The sequence below is a fragment of the Fulvivirga sediminis genome (assembly GCF_016757215.1).
GTDB lineage: Bacteria > Bacteroidota > Bacteroidia > Cytophagales > Cyclobacteriaceae > Fulvivirga > Fulvivirga sediminis.
Genome location: NZ_JAESIY010000016.1, coordinates 60,802 through 83,356, shown reverse-complemented (window position 1 = coordinate 83,356; position 22,555 = coordinate 60,802). Strand labels below are relative to the sequence as shown.

The window sequence follows — 22,555 nt, the reverse complement described above, 5'->3', positions numbered from 1 at the left end:
ATGTGATATAATGACCTAAAAACTCTTTCATGCTCGATCGCAAAAATAGATCAGTACAATAATTAACGGACAAACTAAAACCAGAATGCTCTTCTTTTGCTCGTAAGGTAAGATCAAACTGGGATGTGATCTCTTCGAGTTCTTTTAATTCTCCAATCTGATTTTTATCTGATTCTGGATAATTGGCCAATGAAAACATGATATTAAACAACACCATGGATGTTGCTTCTCTATCATTTTTCAAATGTTCCACAATCTTAATCAAAGGAACATCCTGGTGTTCAAAAACATCAAATATATGCTCCGTGACACCTTTTAGCCATTCGTTAAACGGCAGATCGTTTTTAATCTCATTTCTGAGGACAAGGGTATTGGTAAAAAACCCGATTAGAGGCTCTGTCTCAGGAAGGTTACGATTAGCAATAGGCGATCCAAGTATGATATCCTCCTTTCGCGTATATCTACCCATCAGCAAGTTGAACGCTGACAGTAAAAGAATGTACAAAGATGTATTTTCTTTCGAAGCCAGGTCTTTTAAATCTGCTGCAAGCTGATCTGAGATATAATGCTCAAATGAATCACCATTTCCAGATAAAATCTGAGGTCTGTTGAAATCTCCCAGCAGGCTGGTTGTTTCTACATTCTTCAACTCATTTTCCCAAAAACTAAGGTGTTGCTTTAAAGAATCTTCTTTTAAGCGGCTCTTATCCCATACTGCATAATCAGGATATTCAATCTGCAGAGGCTTGAGTTCAGTGTTACTGTTCTCATGTATTTTGAAATATAACTGACTTAATTCATTACCAAAAATGGCTGTAGACCATCCATCGAAAATAATATGATGGACAACTACAAGCAAAATATGTCGATCTGAATATTCAACTAAATTAGCTCGAATAAGCGGCCCCTGGGATAAATCAAATGCTTTTTGTAGTTGTTCCTTTAAAAGTTTATTGAAACTCTCTTCGGAGAATTCTCCTGCTGCAGTTTCATCAAAACACCATCGCCCCTGCTTCTGTATATGTTGATGAGGAATTCCTCCTTTTTCTTTGAAAATCGTTCTTAATGGCTCATGTCTATTAATAAGTTCACTATATGCTTTCTGCAAGTTATCCTTATCGATGTCACCTGTTATTTCAATAGAAAATGGAATGTGGTAGGCCTGCCCTCCGTCTATCTGATCAATAAACCATAAGGCTTCCTGTGAGCTGGACAGCGGTATCCTTTCCAGCTCTGCCCGATTAACCTTTTTAATAGTTAATCCCTTTTTTACTGACTTAGCCACAGCCATATCCTTCTTTAAAAAAGATTTTAATTCTTCTTTACCAGCCTTGATTTTAGCCAGTAACTCAGGGCTAAGTTGTGTACCCTTCGGCACATTCACTTTTAGCTCACCTTCTTCGTTCAAGAAGAGTGATATTCCATTTTCGTGAGCTTCCTCTATAATATTTAGTGCATCCATTTTATTGGAACTTATATAAAAACTTTATCGTGATTAGTCGTTCGGTTAAATCTCAAATGATTCATACTCATCTTCATCTTCCTCTTCTTTGGCAGCGAATACGTCAATATATCCTGCCAATTCTTCGATAGTTGGATGGTCAAAGATGGACTTAACAGTAAGAGGCACATCAAATACTTCCTTAACTGCACTTACCACACGAATGGCCATCAATGAATGTCCTCCCATTTCAAAGAAATTGGCATCAACGCTCAGTTCTTCATTAGATATTCCTAGAAGATCCGACCATATATGAACCAGCTTATTTTCAACATCATTAGCGGGAGCCTTACGCTCTTGCCTGAAATCAGGCTTTGGCAATTTCGCCTTATCGACCTTTCCGCTTGCCGACACCGGTAATTTGTCTACCATGATAAGCTTTGATGGAATCATATAATTAGGTAATTGTGACTTTAAATACTCTTTAGCTTTTGTCTCATCATATAATTCAGAAGCAGCCAGATACGCTACCAAAATTTTATTGCCATGGTCATTATCATGAACTACTACGACAGATTCACTTACTCCATTAAGCTTATTTAGTATCGACTCTATCTCCCCAAGCTCGATTCTATAACCTCTTATTTTAACCTGATCATCTATTCTTCCGAGGAAAGAAATATTTCCATCAGGCAGCCATTTGGCAAGATCACCAGTCTTATACATTTTACCGGGCTGCGCATCTAATATATTTGGAACAAATTTGGCATCTGTTATCATTTTATCTCCAAAATATCCTATTGCCAAGCATACTCCGGAAATGTACATCTCTCCTGGAACTCCTACTGGCACAACCTGCTTATTCTGATCTAGAATATAGATTTTGGTATTACTAATTGGCGTTCCGATAGGTATGATTTCCTTTTCACCTTCTACAGGATAGTACACACAACCAATGCTCGCCTCTGTTGGCCCATACAAATTGGTGATTTTTATTCCGGGATATTTTTGAATAAAGAAATTGGTTGTCTCTGCGGTTATTGCCTCTCCTCCAATGACAATGTCTCGAAGGTCAAACGGATCAAAAGAAGCTTTACCCATCCTCATTTGTCTTACCATTTCATTGAATAACGAAGGCACTAAATCAGTCATGGTTATGCCATATTCTTCGATAAGATCGCTGAAGTATTTCAAATCAAAAACCCTCTCTTCAGATGGAATAACAGTTTGTCCTCCATTGATTAAAGGCCACAATAACTGCCAGATAGCACTATCAAAGATATGCTTTGTTGTACGCAGGACAGATTGAGCCGATGCTTTACCGAAATGGTCATTCATCCACATCAATCGATTATAGACCCCTTCATGTGGCACAACTACAGCCTTTGGCATACCTGTAGTACCAGAAGTATGAAATACATAAATCGGGAGTTTCGGATTTGGTTTGTCGGTAAAATTAGCTGTAGTTTCCTGAAGCAAGTGAGCCTCTACAATATGAAATTCTTCCCCAATAGCTAAACCACTTTCATCAATCCCTACATTATTCACAAGGCTAACCGGTGCATTGAGTTTATCTATGGCATTTTTGATCCTTGCCTCTGGCCAATAAATACTGAGCGGAGCAGGCGCAGCTTTTAGCTTCCATATAGCAATAACAGATATCAGAAAATCAATGCCCCTGGACATAACTACAGGTATGATATCACCTGATTTGATCACATACTTCTCACTCAAAAGGAGTGCAAGTGTATTGGCTCTTCCATTCAACTCCCTATATGTAAGGACTCTATCTTCGTGATGCACCGCATTGGCATTTGGTGTTTCAGCCACCTGCTTCTCAAATAGGTCAAGAATAGTAATATTTTCAGGATATAATTTTTCAGTCTGATTAAAATCATTAACCACACGCTTATATTCATATTCATCCACCAAGCTTATATCTCCAATGAGAATATCAGGATTATCAGCGACTTGCTTTATGATTTGTTGAAAGCCCTTAGCATAGCGTTGGATAGTGGCTTCATCAAAGAGATCTCCTGAATACTCAATATTAAAGAGAAGTTTGTCTTTCCCTTCATATCCTGTAAGACTCAAATCAAATTTGTTATGTCCCAATTTGCGCTCCTGCCTTTTGAGTGCAAGTCCAGGTATCTCTATAGCCGCTCCTCCAAAATTTTGAAGTGAGAACATTACATCGAACAGCGGGTGTCTGTTACTTTCTCTTCGTACTTTCAGGTCATTCAATAATTCTTCAAAAGGATACTGTTGATTTTCAAAGGCTTGAAGTGAAACCTGCTTGACATTTTGAACAAACTCTTTGAAGGTCATCTCATGATCAAAGCGGCTGCGAATAGGTAAAGTATTGACGAACATTCCTACCAGTCCCTCGACGTCATGATGTGGCCTGCCTGCTGTAGGAGTACCTACAACTACATCCGTGGTTCTGGCTAATTTACCTAATAATAGGTTATATGCTGAAAAAAGAAACATGAATGATGTAACATGCTGATCTTCATTAAAAGCTGCTATTCGTTTCTGTAAGTGAGACTCAAACTCAAAACTAACTTTCCCTCCAGGCTTCTGCTTATCGACTGGTCTTTTATAGTCAGCTGGCAAATCCAATACTGGGAGTTCACCATCATATTGGCTCATCCAAAATGATTTTTGTTCAATCCAGCTCTTAGCTGTCGTCTGCTCTTTTTGCCATACGGCAAAATCTTTATACTGAATGGATGGTTTTTCCAAAGACTCGTCTGCATATAGCGCTGCAAACTCCTGAAGTAATATACCTTGCGAAATACCATCTGTAGCTATATGATGAATATCCACCAATAGATAATGTAATCCTGTGTCAACCTTAAGAAGTTTTACCCTCAATAATGGAGCTTTTGTAAGGTCAAATGGTGTGCAAAAATTTTCAAAATAAGTATCAAGCTCGTGCTCTGCAATCTCAGCAAACTCAACAGCAAAGTTTATATTATTGACCTTTTGATACACCTGATCCCCTTCATGAACAAATGATGTCCGCAGGATCTCATGCCTGTCGACGAGATCAGAAAATGCCTTTGATAGCCTGTCTTTGTCAACATCGCCCTCCACCTTTACAAACTGGGGGAGATTATAGCCCAAAGAGCCTTTGTCGTAATTCCATAAGAAATACAACCTATTTTGTGCTGCACTTACCGGATACTTTGCTGCTAGTTTGGCTTTTGGAATAATATTTTCCCTGGCAGATCCTAGCGCATCTTCAATAAACTCGCCTAACTGTCTCAGTGATGACGTCTTAAAAAATTCAGTGATCAATACATCAACTGAAAATTCCTTCTTAATCCAATTAATCATGGTCAGAGCTTTCAGAGAATCCCCTCCCAGTTCGAAAAAGTCATCTAAAGGCTTAATTCCTTCTTTGCCAAAGAACTTTTCCCACAATGAAGTTAGCCTGTCTTCTACTGACAACGACTGGTTGATGTTTTCTTTAAGGTTGTCTATTTCCTCCGCATCACTGATTAGCTCCTCTTCTAATTGCTGGTCTGACGTCAGGGTATTTCTAGATATAATAACATGAGATTCATGACTCTTCAGTATATTCTTGAACAGTGTATATCCTTCTTTATTACTTACGCTATTAGCACCTACTAATCCGTTTCCTGCTTTAACAGCCATACCTGACTCGGCCCAGGCATTCCAACCTATACTTTTTATAAACGGATATTTATAAGACAAGGCATCTAAAAACAAATTGACTGATACATACGCCACTTCACCGACTGGTGCTTTAAACGCCGCCGCAGAGCTACAATTAATAAAAAAGTCTAATTGGTCATGTACGATCTCTTCCAAGAGATTAAGCGCACCGTAGACCTTAGTAGCCAGCAAGGAGTTGTCAGTGTCCATATCACGAGTTTGGATTATTCCTCCCCTATCTATAGTTCCTGCAGCATGAATAATACCATTGAGTTGACCTATTTCTTTGATCGTTTTCTTCAAGGTCGGATAAGCTTTTTTATCCGCTACATCCATAGCTAAATAATGGACATGTCCTCCGGCGTTTTCAACCTCAGAGATTCTCTTAATAGTCTCATGATTACTTTGTGCCCACTGCTCGCGATCAGGGAGCTGACTACGACCAATAAGTATGAAATGAGCATCATTTATCTCCTCAGCCATCTGCTGCGCAAGTGCTAGACCTATACCTCCGGCACCTCCCGTGATAAGATATACCCCATGATCTTTGAATGTAGGAATACCACCTTTGGGTCTAAGGGTAATGGATTTAACACCATGAGTAAATCTTATCCCTTTTCTGTATGCCGCTATTTCTCCGGCTGAGATAGGCTCACTTAGAGCGGTAGACAACCAATCTGGATCATCAGTATGAAAATCCAACTGCATAACGCCAATATTGGCATACTCCTTATTAACTACCTTGGCTACGCCTGTTGCTAATGATTGGAAAGGATTGATATTATCATCTGGCAGTACCTTGTGACCATCAAAGGTTATCATCAGGAGGTCTATAATAGATGATGAGGAGCGCCCTCCTAATGCTCTGACCAAGTTGAGTAATCCATAATAACAAACGTCGACTTTAGACTTAGTATCTTTCTTGTTTTCGTCGTTCAATGCATATACTATTCGTACATCTTCAAGTCCCAGTTCTTCAAATAACTGCACAAAATGAACTGGATTGGTAGCATCTATCTCGAAACTCTTATCTCCAATTCTTTGATACTGAGTGCCTGGTTTCACAGAATATATGTCCTCCCCAGTCTCTAGCTGCGAATCTCTACTAAATACGATTACTGGTCTGTTAGCAACTATACTTTCCGAATTTTTAGCCTCAACTTCCCAAGTCAGTTTGTGCGTCCACTCCGCAGGATTTTCAGATGCGCCACCACCTTTCACAATAAGGTCTGAAATCATCTTGTACGAATCTACGTACAACGGATATTTAACTTTGTCAAAAGCATAGGTAGGTAGGTTAGTACGATTACGCTTTTCATCTTCATAGAAGTTGTCATAGTCTGGTCTAAGGCCTGTACTCCATAGTTTTCCAACAGTTTGTAGCAAGAATCTATTATCATCAGCAATCTGATCCGGTTTACTGATTGTGCTGAACACTTGGTGATCATCTGCCTTTAAATGATGTGATCTGACAAAGGTGGATAAGGTATCACCAGGCCCTATTTCAATACAAGCCAGTGAGTTTTCTGCTAAAAGACTTTCCAAAGCCCCAGAGAACTTTACCTCATTTACAATCTGATCCTTCCAATATTCAGCCTGCTGCATTTCGCCATTAACAGGCTTACCCGTCATAGTTGATATAATCGGAATACTATGATTATGAAAAGACACTTCTTCCAGCGACTTTTGGAATGACTCCAATACTGGTTTCATCATATATGAATGAAAGGCATGTGATGTATGAAGTAACCTAGAATGTATTCCATTTTCCTCAAATTGCACCCTAAGTTGTTCGATAGCATCATCACTTCCTGAGACCACGGAATGAGCCGAGCTATTGGATGCTGCTAATGAGATATCCTTTCTGCCGGCTATCCAGTTTTTCAATTCTTCCCTGCCCAAAGCAACACTTAACATCTGTCCCTTTTCCTGCTCCTGCATTAATTGTCCTCTGACGGCAACTAGCTTCAAGGCATCTTTTAGCTCCAGTATTCCTGAAATACATGCGGCTGCGTACTCTCCTATGCTATGACCGATCAACACATCAGGTTTATACCCCCAATGCATCAATTGTTTGGTAAGCGAATACTGGATAATGAATAACAATGGTTGGCTATTCACAGTCTGGTTAACCTCTTCAGGCGAAGACTGTAGTATTTCATAAAAATCTTTACCAGTGAGTTTTTTCGCCAACTCGAAACACTGCGTGGCATGCTCTCTGAAAATCTTCTCCTGCATCAGTTGCATACCCATGTTCTGATATTGACTTCCCTGTCCAGTAAACATGAAAGCCAGTTTCTTGTCTGACTTTGAAGATTTAGTTGTTTTGAGATCGGCAGGTATTCTAAGTTTTGTAATCGCCTCTCTTATGGAATCTACCACCAGAGTTTTGCGATATGAAAACTCTGACCTACCGACTTGGAGTGTATATGCCGCATCCGCTAAGCTAGTCTCAGGGTACTGCAGTAAATAATTTTTAAAACTGGTCATACCAGCATCAAGTGCTGATTCTGACTTAGCCGAAAACTGAAGTAATTGAAGGTTTCTTGATGGCACTTGAGCCTGGTCTTCCCTGACCGGAGCTTCCTCTAATATCATATGTACATTAGTACCACCAATACCAAATGAACTTACTCCTGCTCTCAGAGGATGTTGTCCTCTCTCCCATTTCTTAAAGGAATCATTCACATAAAATGGAGAATTCTTAAAATTAATTTTGGGATTAGGCTTTTCAAAATTAAGTGATGGTGGTATTTCTCCATGCTTAAGAGCTAATATGGTCTTGATTATGCCTGCCACTCCTGATGCTGTAACCAAGTGACCTATATTTGTTTTCACAGACCCGATAGCACAGTAAGGTGTCTTACTTTCTCCATACACCCGATTGAGTGCATCTATTTCAATCACATCTCCCAGGCCAGTTCCTGTACCATGAGTTTCAATATAGGATACACTCTCCTTTGGAACTTTTGCCATTTTAAGGGCTTTCATAATGGCCTCTTGCTGCCCTTCTGTACTTGGTGCAGTATAAGACACTTTTTGAGCTCCATCATTGTTAATCCCACTTCCCTTAATAACGGCATGGATGGTATCTCCATCTTTAATCGCATCGTCCAAGCGCTTTAGAAGCAACACGCCGACACCCTCTCCTGCTACTGTTCCGCTGGCATTGTGATCGAATGCACGACAATGACCATCTGCGGAATAGATCATACCTTCCTGATAATGGTAGCCACGATCAGGATAATTGGTAATAAATGCACCCCCGGACAGACTCATCTTGCATTCTCTTAATAACAAGCTCATGCAAGCTCTCTGGATCGCTACCAATGAGGTAGAACAAGTGGTATTAATATAAAGCGAAGGCCCTTTAAGGTCAAGCTTATAGGAAACGCGAGTACTCAAGTATGATATGTTGCGCAGTTGAGAGGCTGTTACCTCTTCTACCTCACCTTCTGTATTAGAAAGAATAGATGCATTTTCCCAATTGTTATTTGGCCCTCCACCCGCAAAAAGTCCAATTTTATCCTGATAGTCATTCAGGTCATAGGCAGCATCTTCTATTGCCTTCCAGCAATGCTGGTAGAAGAGTCTCAGCTGTGGATCCATGAGCTTGGCTTCAGCAGCCCTATAGCCAAAGAACTCTGAGTCAAAATATTCAGCTCCTGACAATTCCCCCCTTGCTGCTACATACTTTGGATTATCAATGACATCTTTAGGCACACCAGCGGCCAACAATTCTTCCTTGGAAAACCGCTTTATACTCTCCTTTCCACCCTTTAGGTTTTGCCAAAATTCTAATACATCATTCGCTCCAGGAAATTGACAGGACATCCCAACAACCGCAATCTCCATTCCATTATATTTTTGCATGCTATATTTAAGTGCTTAGATTAATTCAATAAATTCATAATGTCTGATAGCCCTTCCACTTCTTCATCTGTGGTTTGGTCAACTTTGCTCTCACCATTCACTCCTTTTATCAGATTAGCCATACCGGCCAGTGTTGGATATCTAAAAAGATCAACAATATCCAAGTTCAGGGAAAACTCTCTATTCATCATATCGCTGAGTTTAAGTAGTCTCAATGAGTCTCCTCCTATCTCAAAAAAGCTCTGATCATTTGGTATTGACTCACTCGGTGTCTCTAAAACCTCCGCCCACATAGAAGTAAGTTGACGCTCTGTTTCTGTGGTGGCAGTCCAACTTTTCTCTACAGTAAGCTCAGGTTTTGGTAGGGCTTTTCTGTCCAGTTTACCATTTGGAGTAAGTGGTAACTGATCCATAAAAATGAAAAACCTGGGTAACATGAATGAAGCCACTTTTTGCGATAGATAATTTTTTATATTTTCAACAGCTTCTTCAGTATATGAGGTATAATAGGTTATAAGACAATTAGCGCCTCCTAACTCGTCAACCTGGACTACAGCCTGCTTTATCAGTTCGTGCTTTAATATCTGATTTTCTATTTCTTCAAGTTCTACCCTGTAGCCATTAACTTTTACCTGGCGGTCATTTCGTCCCAGAAATTCTATGGTTCCATCTGCCCTTCTTCTGCCTTGATCTCCAGATTTGTAATACCTACCCTTAACATCATTTATACATTCTACGAAAGCTCTCTCCGTTGCCTCTGGATTATTCCAGTATCCTAAAGCAAGGTATTCACTCTTATACACGATCTCGCCTGTTTCAAATACTGCAGCTTCTTTATATTGCGCATTCAAAATAAGTACTTCAGTTTGCTCAACAGGAAGTCCTACTGCAACAGTCCTTCTTCGGGAAGACATGGCCATCTCTTTAGAGATAAAGTTTTGTAAAGTTATTGTAGATTCGGTAGGTCCTAATCCATTGATAAAAATACACTCATCATTGAATTTACTGACGTATATATCCAAATCCTTCGGCACAACAGGCTCTCCTCCCATCACTACCAGTCTAACTGCTTCAGGCACTTTCTGAGATACTTCAGTATCAAAGACTGATCTAAAAACTGAAGGAGTGGAATGATAAATAGTGATATTTTCTTTATAGATAAGATCACGGAATGCAGCAATACCATTTGCCTTCAAATTGAATGGATACAGCGTCGCTCCATTTAGCAATGCCCCATAAATATCCATAACGGATGCATCGAAACAGTAGGTAGAGAGTAAGGTCAATCTATCCTCTTGGCCAATGTGCAAAGCGTTGGTATATACCCTGGAAAAATGTAACACATTACGATGAGCCTGAACAACTGCTTTTGGTAGACCTGTAGTACCTGAAGTATAAAGCAAATATGCCTTCGCCTCCTTATCCTTTTGAATCTCCAGATTATTTACCTGATTTTGTTCATCAATGAGTTCGTCAATATTTATGACAATCAGATTTTTATTGACTGCTTTGAATTGCTCTCCTAATGACCATGACTCATGATCTACCAGAAGCACCTTTGCTCCACTATCTTCCAGCATAAACTGTATCCTTTCCTGCGGATATGCAGGGTCTATAGGCACATAGAATGCATTAGTTTTTACCACCCCAAGCATGGAAACGATCATATTCGCACCCATATTAAATAGTAATGCTACACCGTCATTTTTAGTAGAAAGCTGATGAATTCTCTCTGCAATCTGATTGGCTCTGTTATTCAATTGACTGTAAGTCAGCGTGAGAGATCCTATTTTCAGGGCATCATGAGTACCATACTTATCTACCTGTTCTTCAAATCTACGATCTATAGTTGACTCGACACTTTCTTGCGTGAAGAGCTCATATGCCTGTTGAATAGACAGTTTTGTAGAGCTCCTCTCCAGTGATTTAGTAGAGAACATTGTAAAATCACCAATACTTGTCTCCGGTTCATCAACAATTTGCAAAATTAATCCCTTGAGCTGTGCGGCAAGATAATCTATTGTTTCCGGTGTGAATATACTGGCCTTATAAACCATCGAGAGATTCATCTGTCCTTCACCCTCAGACACATAAAATGTAAGGTCAAACCTGCTATGAATCCGTGGAGATACAGCTACTGACTGATTTTTATCTACTTCAGTATCTAACTCCTGCAGTGGTGCAAATTCCAATTCGCCCATGGTGGTCACAGAGGCCCTCTCAAAATTGAGATAGTTCACAAATACATCAAATAGGGGATTTCTATTAATATCCCTATCTATATCAAGCAATTCCAACAGATCTTCAAACTGAAAATTTTGATTTTCCTGAGCTTCCAGCATATTCATCTTCACCTCACCCAGAAATTCACTAAATGATTGATCTTTTTGCGGGAAATTTCTCAGGGCAAGCGTATTTAGAAACAGTCCTACCATGTCCTGTACATCGGCATGATTTCGGTTGATAGACGGCACACCTATGACGATGTCATTCTGATTGCACAGTCTTGATAAAAACACATTGAGCACTGTCAGGATCATGACGAAGTTGGTGGTGCCATGTGCTTGACTCAAGGCTGTGATATTGTTTACAACATCTTCTTCTAATCCAATATTTATAAAGCCACCACTGTCATTAAGTCCCTGCCTTGCAAAATCAGTTGGCAATGCTAAATTTTCAGGAGACGTAGCAAATTGTCGTTCCCAATATTGCTTTTGGGTCCTTACCATTTCACTATATTGCTCCGTATTCTGCCATTCGGCGTAATCTTTGTAGTCTGTCTTGAGTGCCGGAAGCTCCTCTTCATATAGCGTCTTCAGGTCATTGATTAATATTCCCTGTGAGGCTCCATCAGTAACCAGGTGATGAATATCCACGATAAGAAAATATTTATCATTAGTCTTCCTAATTAAATCTACGCTTAGCAGCGGTGCTTTAGTAAGATCAAAGGGACACAATCTGGCATGCAAATCCGTTTCATTAATATTTTTGTCAGATGAATAGTTAATACTAAAATCGACAGCACTATGTACTTTCTGCATAGGCATGCCATCTACCATATGAAACGATGTTCTAAGGCTGGCATGGCGATCTATCAGTTTTTTGAAAGCTGTCTCAAACTTTTCAAAATCTAAATCTCCGTTAACCACCAAAAACTGAGGCATATTGTACGCCAATGTTCCGGCATTCATTTGATTCAAGAAATATAGCCTCCTTTGAGCTGGGCTTAGCACGTAATATTCTTTGGAAGGGGCTATCGGAATAGCTTCGTAGGTGCCTTTTTCAGCTTCACGAATAAAGCTGGCCAGCTGTATAATATTCTGTCTTCGAAATATCTCTCTCAATGATACTTCCACACCAAATTTTTGATGTATGCTATTGGAGAGGATAATGGCTTTTAAAGAATGTCCCCCTAATTCAAAAAAGCTTTTGTTTGTGCTGATCAAGGCGGCATCTATCTTCAAAATTTCCTGCCAAACCTCAACAAGACCTTCTTCTATCTCGTCGATAGGTTCCAAATGATTTTCAGAAGAACTAAAAGATGGCAAGGGTAGTGCTTTTTTATCTATCTTACCATTCGGTGTTAATGGTATATGCTCAATCCAGACAAAGTGTACAGGAACCATGTAATCTGGTACCTTTTCCTTTAAATAATCTATGAATAATTGAGGTTCAACCTCCTCTTCAGCCACGTAATAAGCTACAAGTAAATCTTCAGGTAAAACAGTAACTAAGGCGTCATTAACGATTTCGATATCATGCATTAGTTGTGCAATCTCCTCGGGCTCGATTCTAAATCCCCTTATCTTTACCTGATTATCCTTTCTACCCTTATATTCAAGAATTCCATCAGTATTGTACCTTGCTATATCTCCGGTTTTATAAATTCTTTCATTAAAAGCAGAACTGTGAGAAAAACTATCATCATTTATCCCGCCATCAACAATATATCCCTTGGCCAGATGTGGGCCTGCAATATACAGGTCACCTTCCACACCCTTCGGTACGAGGTTTTGATTTTTATCAAGTATGTAGCAATTTGAGTTGGCTATTGGCCGCCCGATCGGTACGATTCCTCCAGTTGAAACCAGTGTCTTCGTGACTGGAAATGTAGCTGCAATACCTGTAGTTTCAGTCTGACCATACATATTGATTAGTTGTAGGTCATCACTAAAAAATTTGTAAGCCTTTGTTACAAGGGCTATTGGTAAAGGTTCACTCGCTGTAAGAATTAACCTGAGTTGATTGTCTAAGATTCGCTCAGCAACATCATTCGATTGGCTGCTAAGCACAGCAAGGCAATTTCTTAAATAAGAAGGGACCAGATCAATTACACTCACCGATTGCTTGCCAATAGTGCTAAAGAGATGTAATGGATTTTCAATTTCTTCCTTTTGTGCGAGTACGAGAGTATTGCCATGACACAAAGGCATAAAAAGCTGACGAACTGAAGAAGAAAAGGAAAATGTCGCCGTATGCAGAAAAACATCATTTCCTTGCAGCCCAAGACTATGATAGAGGGACTGCACATAGTCTCCTAGCCCATCATGAAGACATACGACACCTTTAGGCTGTCCGGAAGTTCCAGAGGTATAGATAATATATGCCTCATCAGTCATGGTTACTCCTTCGGGGTTATCTGCGTGGAGACCTTCCAATGAAGGTTCGTCGACATATATGGTACTGACAGTCTGTATATTCTCTGACAGTGATTTGTCACTTGTGTTAATAACAACTTCAATCTGACTCGACTCAATCATATACTGAATTCTGTCAGCAGGATAATTTTCATCAATGGTCAAATAGGTCATCCCTGCTTTAACTACTCCGATAATCGAAGCAATCATGCTAAAGTCCCTTTTACCAAATATAGCGACTCTCTTCTTCTCTATAGGTGAGGAGAGAATCTTTCGGGCTATTCTATTGGCTTCCTGATTGAGTTGTTTAAATGTCCAAGTAAGTTCTCCATTGATCAGGGCTATTTTATCTGGATACTCCTGAACCATTTCTTCAAACAGTTCCTTCACCGTCTTTTGGTCAAAACTGTGTACATCACCCATGCACGTACTTATCATATCCTCTTTTTTCGAGGCAGATAATAATTCTAACTCTTGCAATTTGAGTTGAGGCTGACTTATCAATACATCAGAAACCACCTCAAAATATTCTATAAAATTATAGATAGTCTCCTTCCTGAATAAATCAGTAGAATAATGAATAGTAAAATCGAAGTGATCCTTCGTTTCGAAACACTCGAGATCAATATCAAACTTAGCGATGGTACTTTCAGAGGATTCGTATTTCCAGCTTTCCTCCCGATTCTCCATGTATTCGTTAAAGTAGTTCTGAAATACAAAGGCAGAATCATATACCGGATTTCTTCCGGGCTCTCTTTTAGTTGAGATTTTTTCAACCAACTCATCAAACTTATATTCCTGATGTGCCAGACCTTCCGAGACATTTGCTTTTACTTCTTCAACATATTCCATCACAGATTTTGGTCCTTCAGGAAAGCCCTGAAAAACCAAAGTATTAACGAAATTACCAATCACACCTTGTATTTCATCATGATTTCTGCTGGCCACCTGACTTCCTACTAAAATTTGCTCTTGGTTACATACTTTAGAGAGCATGATCTGGTAAATAGACAATATTAGAGTAAAGGTGGTAACATTGTGCTTTTCACAAAACATCCTCAATGCTTTGGTTTTATCCTCCGAAAACTGAAAATTCACAAAACCACCTCTGAAGGTCTGGACATCAGGCCGTGGACTATCTAAAGGTAAATTTAAGGCGGGCAATTCTTCTCCAAGCTTGTCTAGCCAATACCTTTCCTGCACTTTATAAGCTTCACCATTGTGCCTTTTCAGCTGCCATTCTGAAAAATCCTTGTATTGCACGTCTAAAGGATTTAATTGATGTCCCTCATAAATTTCCTTCAATTCTTTTTCCATAATCATAACAGAGGTTCCATCTGCTATAATGTGGTGAATGTCCATTACAAGCCAGGCATCATTGTCATCTCTTATGAGCGTAGCCTTTAGAATAGGCGCCTCGGCTAAATCAAAGGGCTTTATTAATTGAGGAATCAGCTCCGCTACGTTACCATCTCTGATATCTAATATGTCAAGCTTGAAATTAACATCTGAGTGAATCTTCTGAACCGGTTCTCCCTCTTCCAGGATGAATGATGTACGCAAACTTTCATGCCTGTTTATCAAAACATTAAACGCACTCGTAAGTCTATTTACATCCACATCTCTGTCCAACTTCATCACTTTTGGAATATTATATACTAAAGATGAGGTATCATAGCTATATAAAAAGTAAAGGCGTTTTTGTGCAGAGGAAAGTGGATAATTTTCCCTTTTCTCTGCAACGGGGATGTTAGTATGTTTTATTTCATTGGCCTTTTGAATATGATCTACCAACTCATCTTTCCTGCTCTTTATCTCCTCAAGCAAATCCTTAGTCATTACCCCAGTTGGGGCATTCACCTTGAGTTTGCCATCGACCACAGTCAATTCAATCCGCTTATTTCTTAGTTTCGTTAAAAGATTCTTCACTCCCTGATTATAAAAATTTTTAAATACGAATATTAGTCCAGTATAAATTCATCACCTTCAATAACTTCCTGACTATCCTTATTTTTCAACCATAGTTCATTTTCTATGTAGTCAGCAATGCTAAGTATGGTGTCCTCTTTAAAGATTTCTCTTAATGGCACCTCGACACTCAGTACTTTGAATATCTTGTTCATCATAAGACTGGCCTTCAAAGAGTGTCCTCCAAGCTCAAAGAAACTCTTGTTAGTACTGATCTGAGATGCATCCATATCAAGCAGCTCAGACCAGATGCCTACAAGTGCCTTCTCGGTCTCTGTTTCTGGTGCTCTAAACTCATGATCAATCTTCGTCGAAGGATTAGGCAATGATTTACGATCTATCTTACCATTAGATGTAAGAGGTAATTTGTCCAGCACCACGAAATATGATGGTATCATATATTTAGGCAATCTTGATTGTAGGTAATTTCTCATTTGCTCTTCAGAGGATTCACCCAATCCTTTTTCACTTGACTGAACTTCATCGATTTGTTTCGGACTGACTTTGCCACCTATAAGGCTATGGGTGACCTTTTGCTCTTGGGTTAGTCCGAATGCTTCTCTTGCTACACTCTCATTGATCACCCCTATGGCGCACCATCCCACATTTTGTTTGATTGCTCTATTCATGATCGACTGCGACATAAATCCAGCATGAATATCTCTCTTTTCTACCTGTTGTGTAGTTGCAAAGTGGATGGATAGGCTAGCCGAATTATGTAGTGCTTCATTGCCGGCAAATAATTGATGGCTATCTACATTACCTAGTCTTTCCCACGTTGCTGAGGTGAAATTTAGTTTGTATACACCTGCCTGCATTTCCAGAACAGCCTTAGGTTTTACTACCATGAAAACTTCTGGATTGTATTCACCTTCACTCAATGGTAGTCTGGCCTGTATCAGGCTATCTGAAAGCACTTCTATATCTATAGCATCTAATTCTCCACCTTCAAAATCTCTATAGCTTTTTCTTTCATTGTACTTGAGTGTAATGTAATCATCTGCATTCTGCTCAATCGCTGAGAGGTGAAGTGAAAGAGCTGGACTATGAGACTCTTTTAAATTCAGTAAACTTTTTAGTTCAGCAGCAGCTGCAGGGTCAATAGTTTGCAAATCTATTGATGAGGTGGAATTCATCAATAAGTTAGTCATATAACCAGCTTCTATGTTTACAAAATCCTTTGCCATTGATCCATACATAGGCTCTATGGCATCAAGGTCAGCTATAAGATGTACATTTACTCCTCCATCCAAATTGGTGGTATTGCTTACTTGCTGAAGCTCAAAGTTCTCCGGATGCAAATAGTACGATCCTTGCTCTATATCAACAACAGCTCCTTCGGCTACCTCTATCCATGTTTGTACAGGATATAAGCTACCTGCTGAGGGATAGAAATACTTAGGTAAAGCCATTTCTTCATAAGCCTGACCTCTTACCGCAGAAAGCAGTTGACCAAGGTTCTCTCTTGTTATTGCAACTTTATTTCCATTATTCTCTACTGCATCTGCTTTCTTTTGATAAAGTTTAAGTTCATTTTGATACGGTAAAGTATAGGTAACTTTTGTATCAACTGAACTAATGTTGTGTTTCTCCAGCTTGAACACTGACCTATCTTTCTCATCCTTAATAGCGACAGAATCATCCGAGACTATGCTGACATGATCTATCTGCTGGTTCTTTTGTTCTTCACCAACAATATATGCAACAAGTTCTCTTGCCTTACCAGCTTCTCCCCTAGCAATAGTCAGACACTCGCTTACCTGCGGATGATCACTAATAGCGGCCTCAATCTCTCCCAACTCTATACGATATCCCTGTATTTTCACCTGATTATCCTCTCTACCGAGAAACTCAATATTACCGTCGGGTAAGTATCTGCCCAAATCACCGGTTTTGTACAGTTTTTCTCTTAACTCAGGATGGGTAATAAAACTACTGGATGTTTTTTCTTCATCCTTCCAGTACCCTTTGGCCAATCCTATACCCCCGATATAAAGGTCTCCAGGAACAAGGTCGGGACATACTGCTAGTGCTTCATTCAACACATAAAACTGTTGGTTCTTCAGTGGCTTTCCATAAGGAATGCTCTTCCAGCTTTGTGACACGTCCTCTATCGGATAGTATATCGACCAAATTGACGCTTCTGTAGCTCCTCCCAGGCTTGTTACTCTGACACCAGGGCTCAGATTTTTGATTCTGTCTGGAAGATTAACCGGTATCCAGTCACCGCTCATCCATACATTTCTTATTGAAGGAATTCCGTCATCCCTTCTCTCTGCATAATCAACTAGCATTTGCATCAGTGTAGGCACAGTATTCCATAATGTGACTCCATATTGATGTACATACTTGTACCATGCCTCAGGATCTTTCAGTTCATCCGGCTTAGGCATAACTAATGCCCCTCCGGCTCCTAACACACCAAAAATATCATAAACAGACAGGTCAAAGCTTAGTGATGAAATGGCAAGAACCCTGTCGTGCTCTGTAATACCAAACCTCTCATTCATATCAAGAACGGTATTAGTAGCACCGCGATGGTCAATAACTACGCCTTTAGGTAATCCTGTTGATCCTGATGTGAATATGACGTAAGCTAGGTCTTCCTGGCGAATGCTGATTTTTGGTGCTTCCTGATACGCTTCTTCCAGAAGCTCTTTATTCACTTCCAACACTTTATAATCGCCACCAAAATCGATGTCCTGAGCAACGGTATCAGTAGTAATTATAATTGAAACTTCTCCTTGCTTCAATAACAATTTGATACGCTCCTTAGGCAATGAGGCGTCTATTGGTAAATAGGCCGCACCTGCAGATAAGATACCTAATGTAGCCACCACCTGCTCCCAGCCTTTATGCATCACAATAGCAACCAATTGATTTGGTTTCGCCTTCATCGACACTAATTGATGTGCTATACGATTGGTCAAATGATCAACCTGAGCATAGCTTAAGGTAATCTCATCAGATATGATAGCTTCTGCTTCAGGATTTTCCTTAACCTTGATCTTGTATCCATCGTGAAGTAAACCTTCTGGCCGTTCTCCCCATGTATTGTTTACAGCCTCCTTCCTTTCTAACTGCTTTTGAGGAAGATCAATAAGTGATACACTTTCCCAATACGCTTCACTATTGACAATCTTGTTCAACAGATTGCCAAAAGCTTCGAACATATCCTGCAACATGCCTTGGGGGAAGACCTCTTCTACGCAATCCCAGTTATACCATAGGCCTTTGCTATTTTCGCCAATTTGGAAATCAATCCATACCTGTGGTGTTTGAGAAATGGCATAATTCTCCTTCATAGGATCACTGACCACATCAGTCATTGCCTCCTCCTCATCTATCTCGTCTCTCTGAATGCCTAAAGTACTTGTCAGTACCACAGGCATCATTACAGAGTTACCGTGATATTGAGACATCTCTCTAAGCACTTCGATACCTCCATAGTATTTATGTTCAAGATCAGACCACATTCGCTTTTGAAGCTTTTTGAGCTTATCAGAAAAAGTAGAATTACCTCTATAATCGATTTCGAGCAAAGTGAGCGAGGTAAAATCGCCCAATAGCTTATCTACATCTTCATGAAAGAGTATCCTATTATAAAGAGTAAGATTGAGAATGAAATGGCTTGATTTAGACCAGTAATCGAGAACCTTAGAAAAACATCCGATCAAGAATACTGTGGGAGTAACGCCTATGGCATTAGCTTTATTCTGCAAGAAATCCCACGCCACTTTATCCAAATGCCCTGCTCTACGTGCAAATTTAGGCTTCTGAGGCAAGCTGGACATAGATTTCACTGGTAATTCGGGCGCCATAGGTAAATTCGCAATACGTTCGCGCCAGTATTCCTTTGATTTAAGATAAAGAGGTCCATTTCTAAAGTTGCCCTCACTAATCATATAGTCTCTAAAAGAAATATTTACACCATCAGGTTTTGCCTCTGGGTTAGCATAGAGAAATTCATATTCAGATACAAATTTGGTTAAGCTCTCGGCATCCATTACCAGACCGTCGGTACCATAATGGATTTTATAGGTCTCATCTTCGAAAATAGTTACTCTTACATCAAAAAGAGGCCATTCTTCACCTGAAAAGACATGATGCGCCATTTCTTCCCTCCACTGGAAGAAGCGCTCCTCTCCTTCTTTGTTATCATATTTTCTAAGGTCTAATACACGCACCTCGTAAGGTGGTACATTTTCAAGAATTCTTTGTTCTCCATTACCTGACACTACCATTCTCAATACATCATGGTTGTCAATCAACTGTCTCAAAACCTGTTGAAAATGTGTAATATCCAACTCTGGCACGAACGTCTCAAAGTAACCGTGTGCTCCTACTTGCCCAAAATTAAATGAATCCTTTCGGCCAATCCAGTATGCATACTGCACATCCGTCAAAGGAAATGGCTCATAGCGATTTTCTTTGTCCACCACCAATTCGAGCACATCATCCTTTACCTCCTGCTTATCAACTTTAGCAGACAAAGCAGCTATAGTAGGATTTTCGAAAAACTCCTGAAGCTCAATTGTAACACCAAACTTCTTTTGAAACTGACTAATGAGTTTCAAAACCTTGATAGAGTGTCCACCAAGTTTAAAGAAATCACTTATCCTGTTGATATCCGCGACCTCAACATCTATTACTGCAGCCCACATTTCTGCCAACTCCATCTCCACTACAGACATAGGCTGATTATCTTCAGATTCTGTCACCTGTATTTCAGGTTTAGGAAGCTCCTTTTTGTTCACCTTACCTGTGGAAGTCAGAGGTATCGCTGATATCTTCATTAAGTAGGCCGGAACCATGTATTCTGGAAGAGCAGACTTAAGATGTTCGACTAATTTCTGGTCATCATCTTCTTCAGATACGTAGTAACCAACAAGGTATCCTTCTTTATCCTGATCCTTTGTTTCCAGCACCACTATGGCATCAGATACGCCAGAAGCTTCTTTTATGTAATGCGCTATTTCATCCAGTTCCACTCTATAACCACGTACTTTAACCTGGTCATCCTGACGTCCAATAAACTCTAGATCTCCTGTGGGAAGCCATCTGGCCATATCCCCGGTTTTATACATTGCTTGACCTTCATTAAAGGGATCATCAACAAATTTCTCGCTGGTCAGCTCTTCTCTATTGATATATCCTTTGGCAACACTATCTCCGGAAAAACATAGCTCACCAATTGCACCAATCGGGAGTAATTGTCCCTGATCATTGAGAATTCTAATCTGGGTATTGGCGTTAGGCTTGCCTATTACCCCTGGATTGTTTTGCTGTAAATGGTTATTGCATGTACCTCCGATCGAGGTCTCCGTCAAACCATATTCATTAGTCAGTTGAACCGAAGGCAACAATTGATGGCTACGCTCAATAAGAGGTTTTGAAGGTTTGTCACCAGCTAAGGCCACAAATCTCAACGCATCCAATATTACATTCTCATCCAACTCAGAAAGTATTAAATCGTAAACACCAGAAGTGACACAACCGTTTGTTACCTGATGTTTAATTAGTGACCTGACGATTTCTGCTGCACCTACCTCTTTGACATCTGGCATCAATAGCAGCGTAGCTCCTGACAATAATGTAGAATAAAGATTGCAGCCAAACCCATCAAAATTATAAGGAAACACCTGTAGTGTTACATCATTAGGTGTGAGTTTATAATTATTAATCCTCCAGGTTGTATAATTGACAACCCCCTTATGAAGTACATTTACACCCTTAGGCGTACCGGTTGTTCCTGAAGTGTATATGTAATAAACAGTATCATTACTATCAACAGTTAATGGGGTTAACTCTGCATGCTGTTGAATATTGTCTACTTCTATTAACATCTGATCATTATTGACTTGCTCTGTCAATTGATCCTTTAACTCAGAATGAGTCAGTATAAGATTGACTCCAGCATCAGCACATATAAAGTTCACTCTTGAAATTGGATCTTGAGGAGATAATGGCAAGTAAGGCACACCGGCTTTTATACACCCCAACATAGCACTGATCATTTCAAAAGAGGGACGGCAGTAAAGGGCCACTGCTTGCTTTTGCCCATCCATTTTATCAGCAAGATGCGCGACTATATCATTTGCTTTTTGATTGAGCTCAGCGTAAGTCATAGACTTATCACCAAATATCACCGCTTGGTTGTTAGGGTATTGATCAACTACCTCATCAAAAAGGGATTTTAATGTATGGTTACCGTTGTCAATATGGGTACCATTGAATTCTTTTAATACGAGATTTTCTTCCTTTGCCGAAATGACAGACAATGAGCTTATCTCTTGATTGAAATCTTTAACAACTTGTGCCAGAAGGTGCTGCCAATGATTCAATACCTGACCTACTAATCCAGTAGATAACCGAGAACTATCTGCTATCCAATTAATCTTGATTTTGTTGTCAAATGCATCAACATTGAAATATAGAGAAGTTTTAACAGGCAATGCTTTTTGGCTACGATGTAGATTGTTCATTCCTAATGCCCAATCGAACAATGACTCATTAGGATCGTTCCCGACAGGTACATTTTGATGCGTCAAAGCATTGATCCATTCTTTTTTAACCTGATTTAATAACTCTCTGAATTGAGTGTTTTCTTCAACAGAAGTTATCAGAGGAAGCCAGATATTATCCTTTGCTCCTTCGTTTTGATCTACTGGCAGACCTATCGAAAATGCTGATCCTTTCTGATTATATTTCTTGGCGACGACAAAAAGCGATGACAGTAAAATGACGTAAAGTGCTTTTTCATTCTCATTACTAGCTTTAAGGACATCAGAAGCGAGATCGTCCTTCACTGTAAATACTCCTTCTATAATACCATCAGTACCATGATCTCCTCCATCATAAAGGATGGGAGAAGTAATTATATCTAAATTCCGTTTTTCCTGCCAGTATTTCATATTGACATTTGCGGTTGATGTGTTCATATTCAAAAAAT

General features: G+C 39.6%; 4 protein-coding genes. All 4 read right to left on the bottom strand.

Going from position 1 to position 22,555, the window contains the following annotated elements:
* Nucleotides 1–1,462 (bottom strand): condensation domain-containing protein (locus JL102_RS21560; protein WP_237390695.1); only part of this gene is annotated, 1,462 nt, incomplete at its 3' end.
* Between the two features lie 45 nt (nt 1,463–1,507).
* Nucleotides 1,508–8,998: a non-ribosomal peptide synthetase/type I polyketide synthase gene (locus JL102_RS21555; RefSeq protein WP_202246548.1), complete on the bottom strand. Its 7,491-nt coding sequence runs from the start codon at nt 8,996–8,998 to the stop codon at nt 1,508–1,510.
* Nucleotides 8,999–9,018: 20 nt separating this feature from the next.
* Nucleotides 9,019–15,564, bottom strand: a complete 6,546-nt coding sequence (locus JL102_RS21550; RefSeq protein ID WP_202246547.1) for a non-ribosomal peptide synthetase — start codon at nt 15,562–15,564, stop codon at nt 9,019–9,021.
* A gap of 32 nt (nt 15,565–15,596) precedes the next feature.
* Nucleotides 15,597–22,544, bottom strand: a complete 6,948-nt coding sequence (locus tag JL102_RS21545) for a non-ribosomal peptide synthetase (RefSeq protein WP_202246546.1) — start codon at nt 22,542–22,544, stop codon at nt 15,597–15,599.
* Nucleotides 22,545–22,555 lie beyond the last annotated feature (11 nt).

Bases quoted from the DNA above. Each gene is read 5' to 3' on its own strand.
- JL102_RS21555 (WP_202246548.1), bottom strand. From the start codon at position 8,998: ATGCAAAAATATAATGGAATGGAGATTGCGGTTGTTGGGATGTCCTGT.
- JL102_RS21545 (WP_202246546.1), bottom strand. From the start codon at position 22,544: ATGAACACATCAACCGCAAATGTCAATATGAAATACTGGCAGGAAAAA.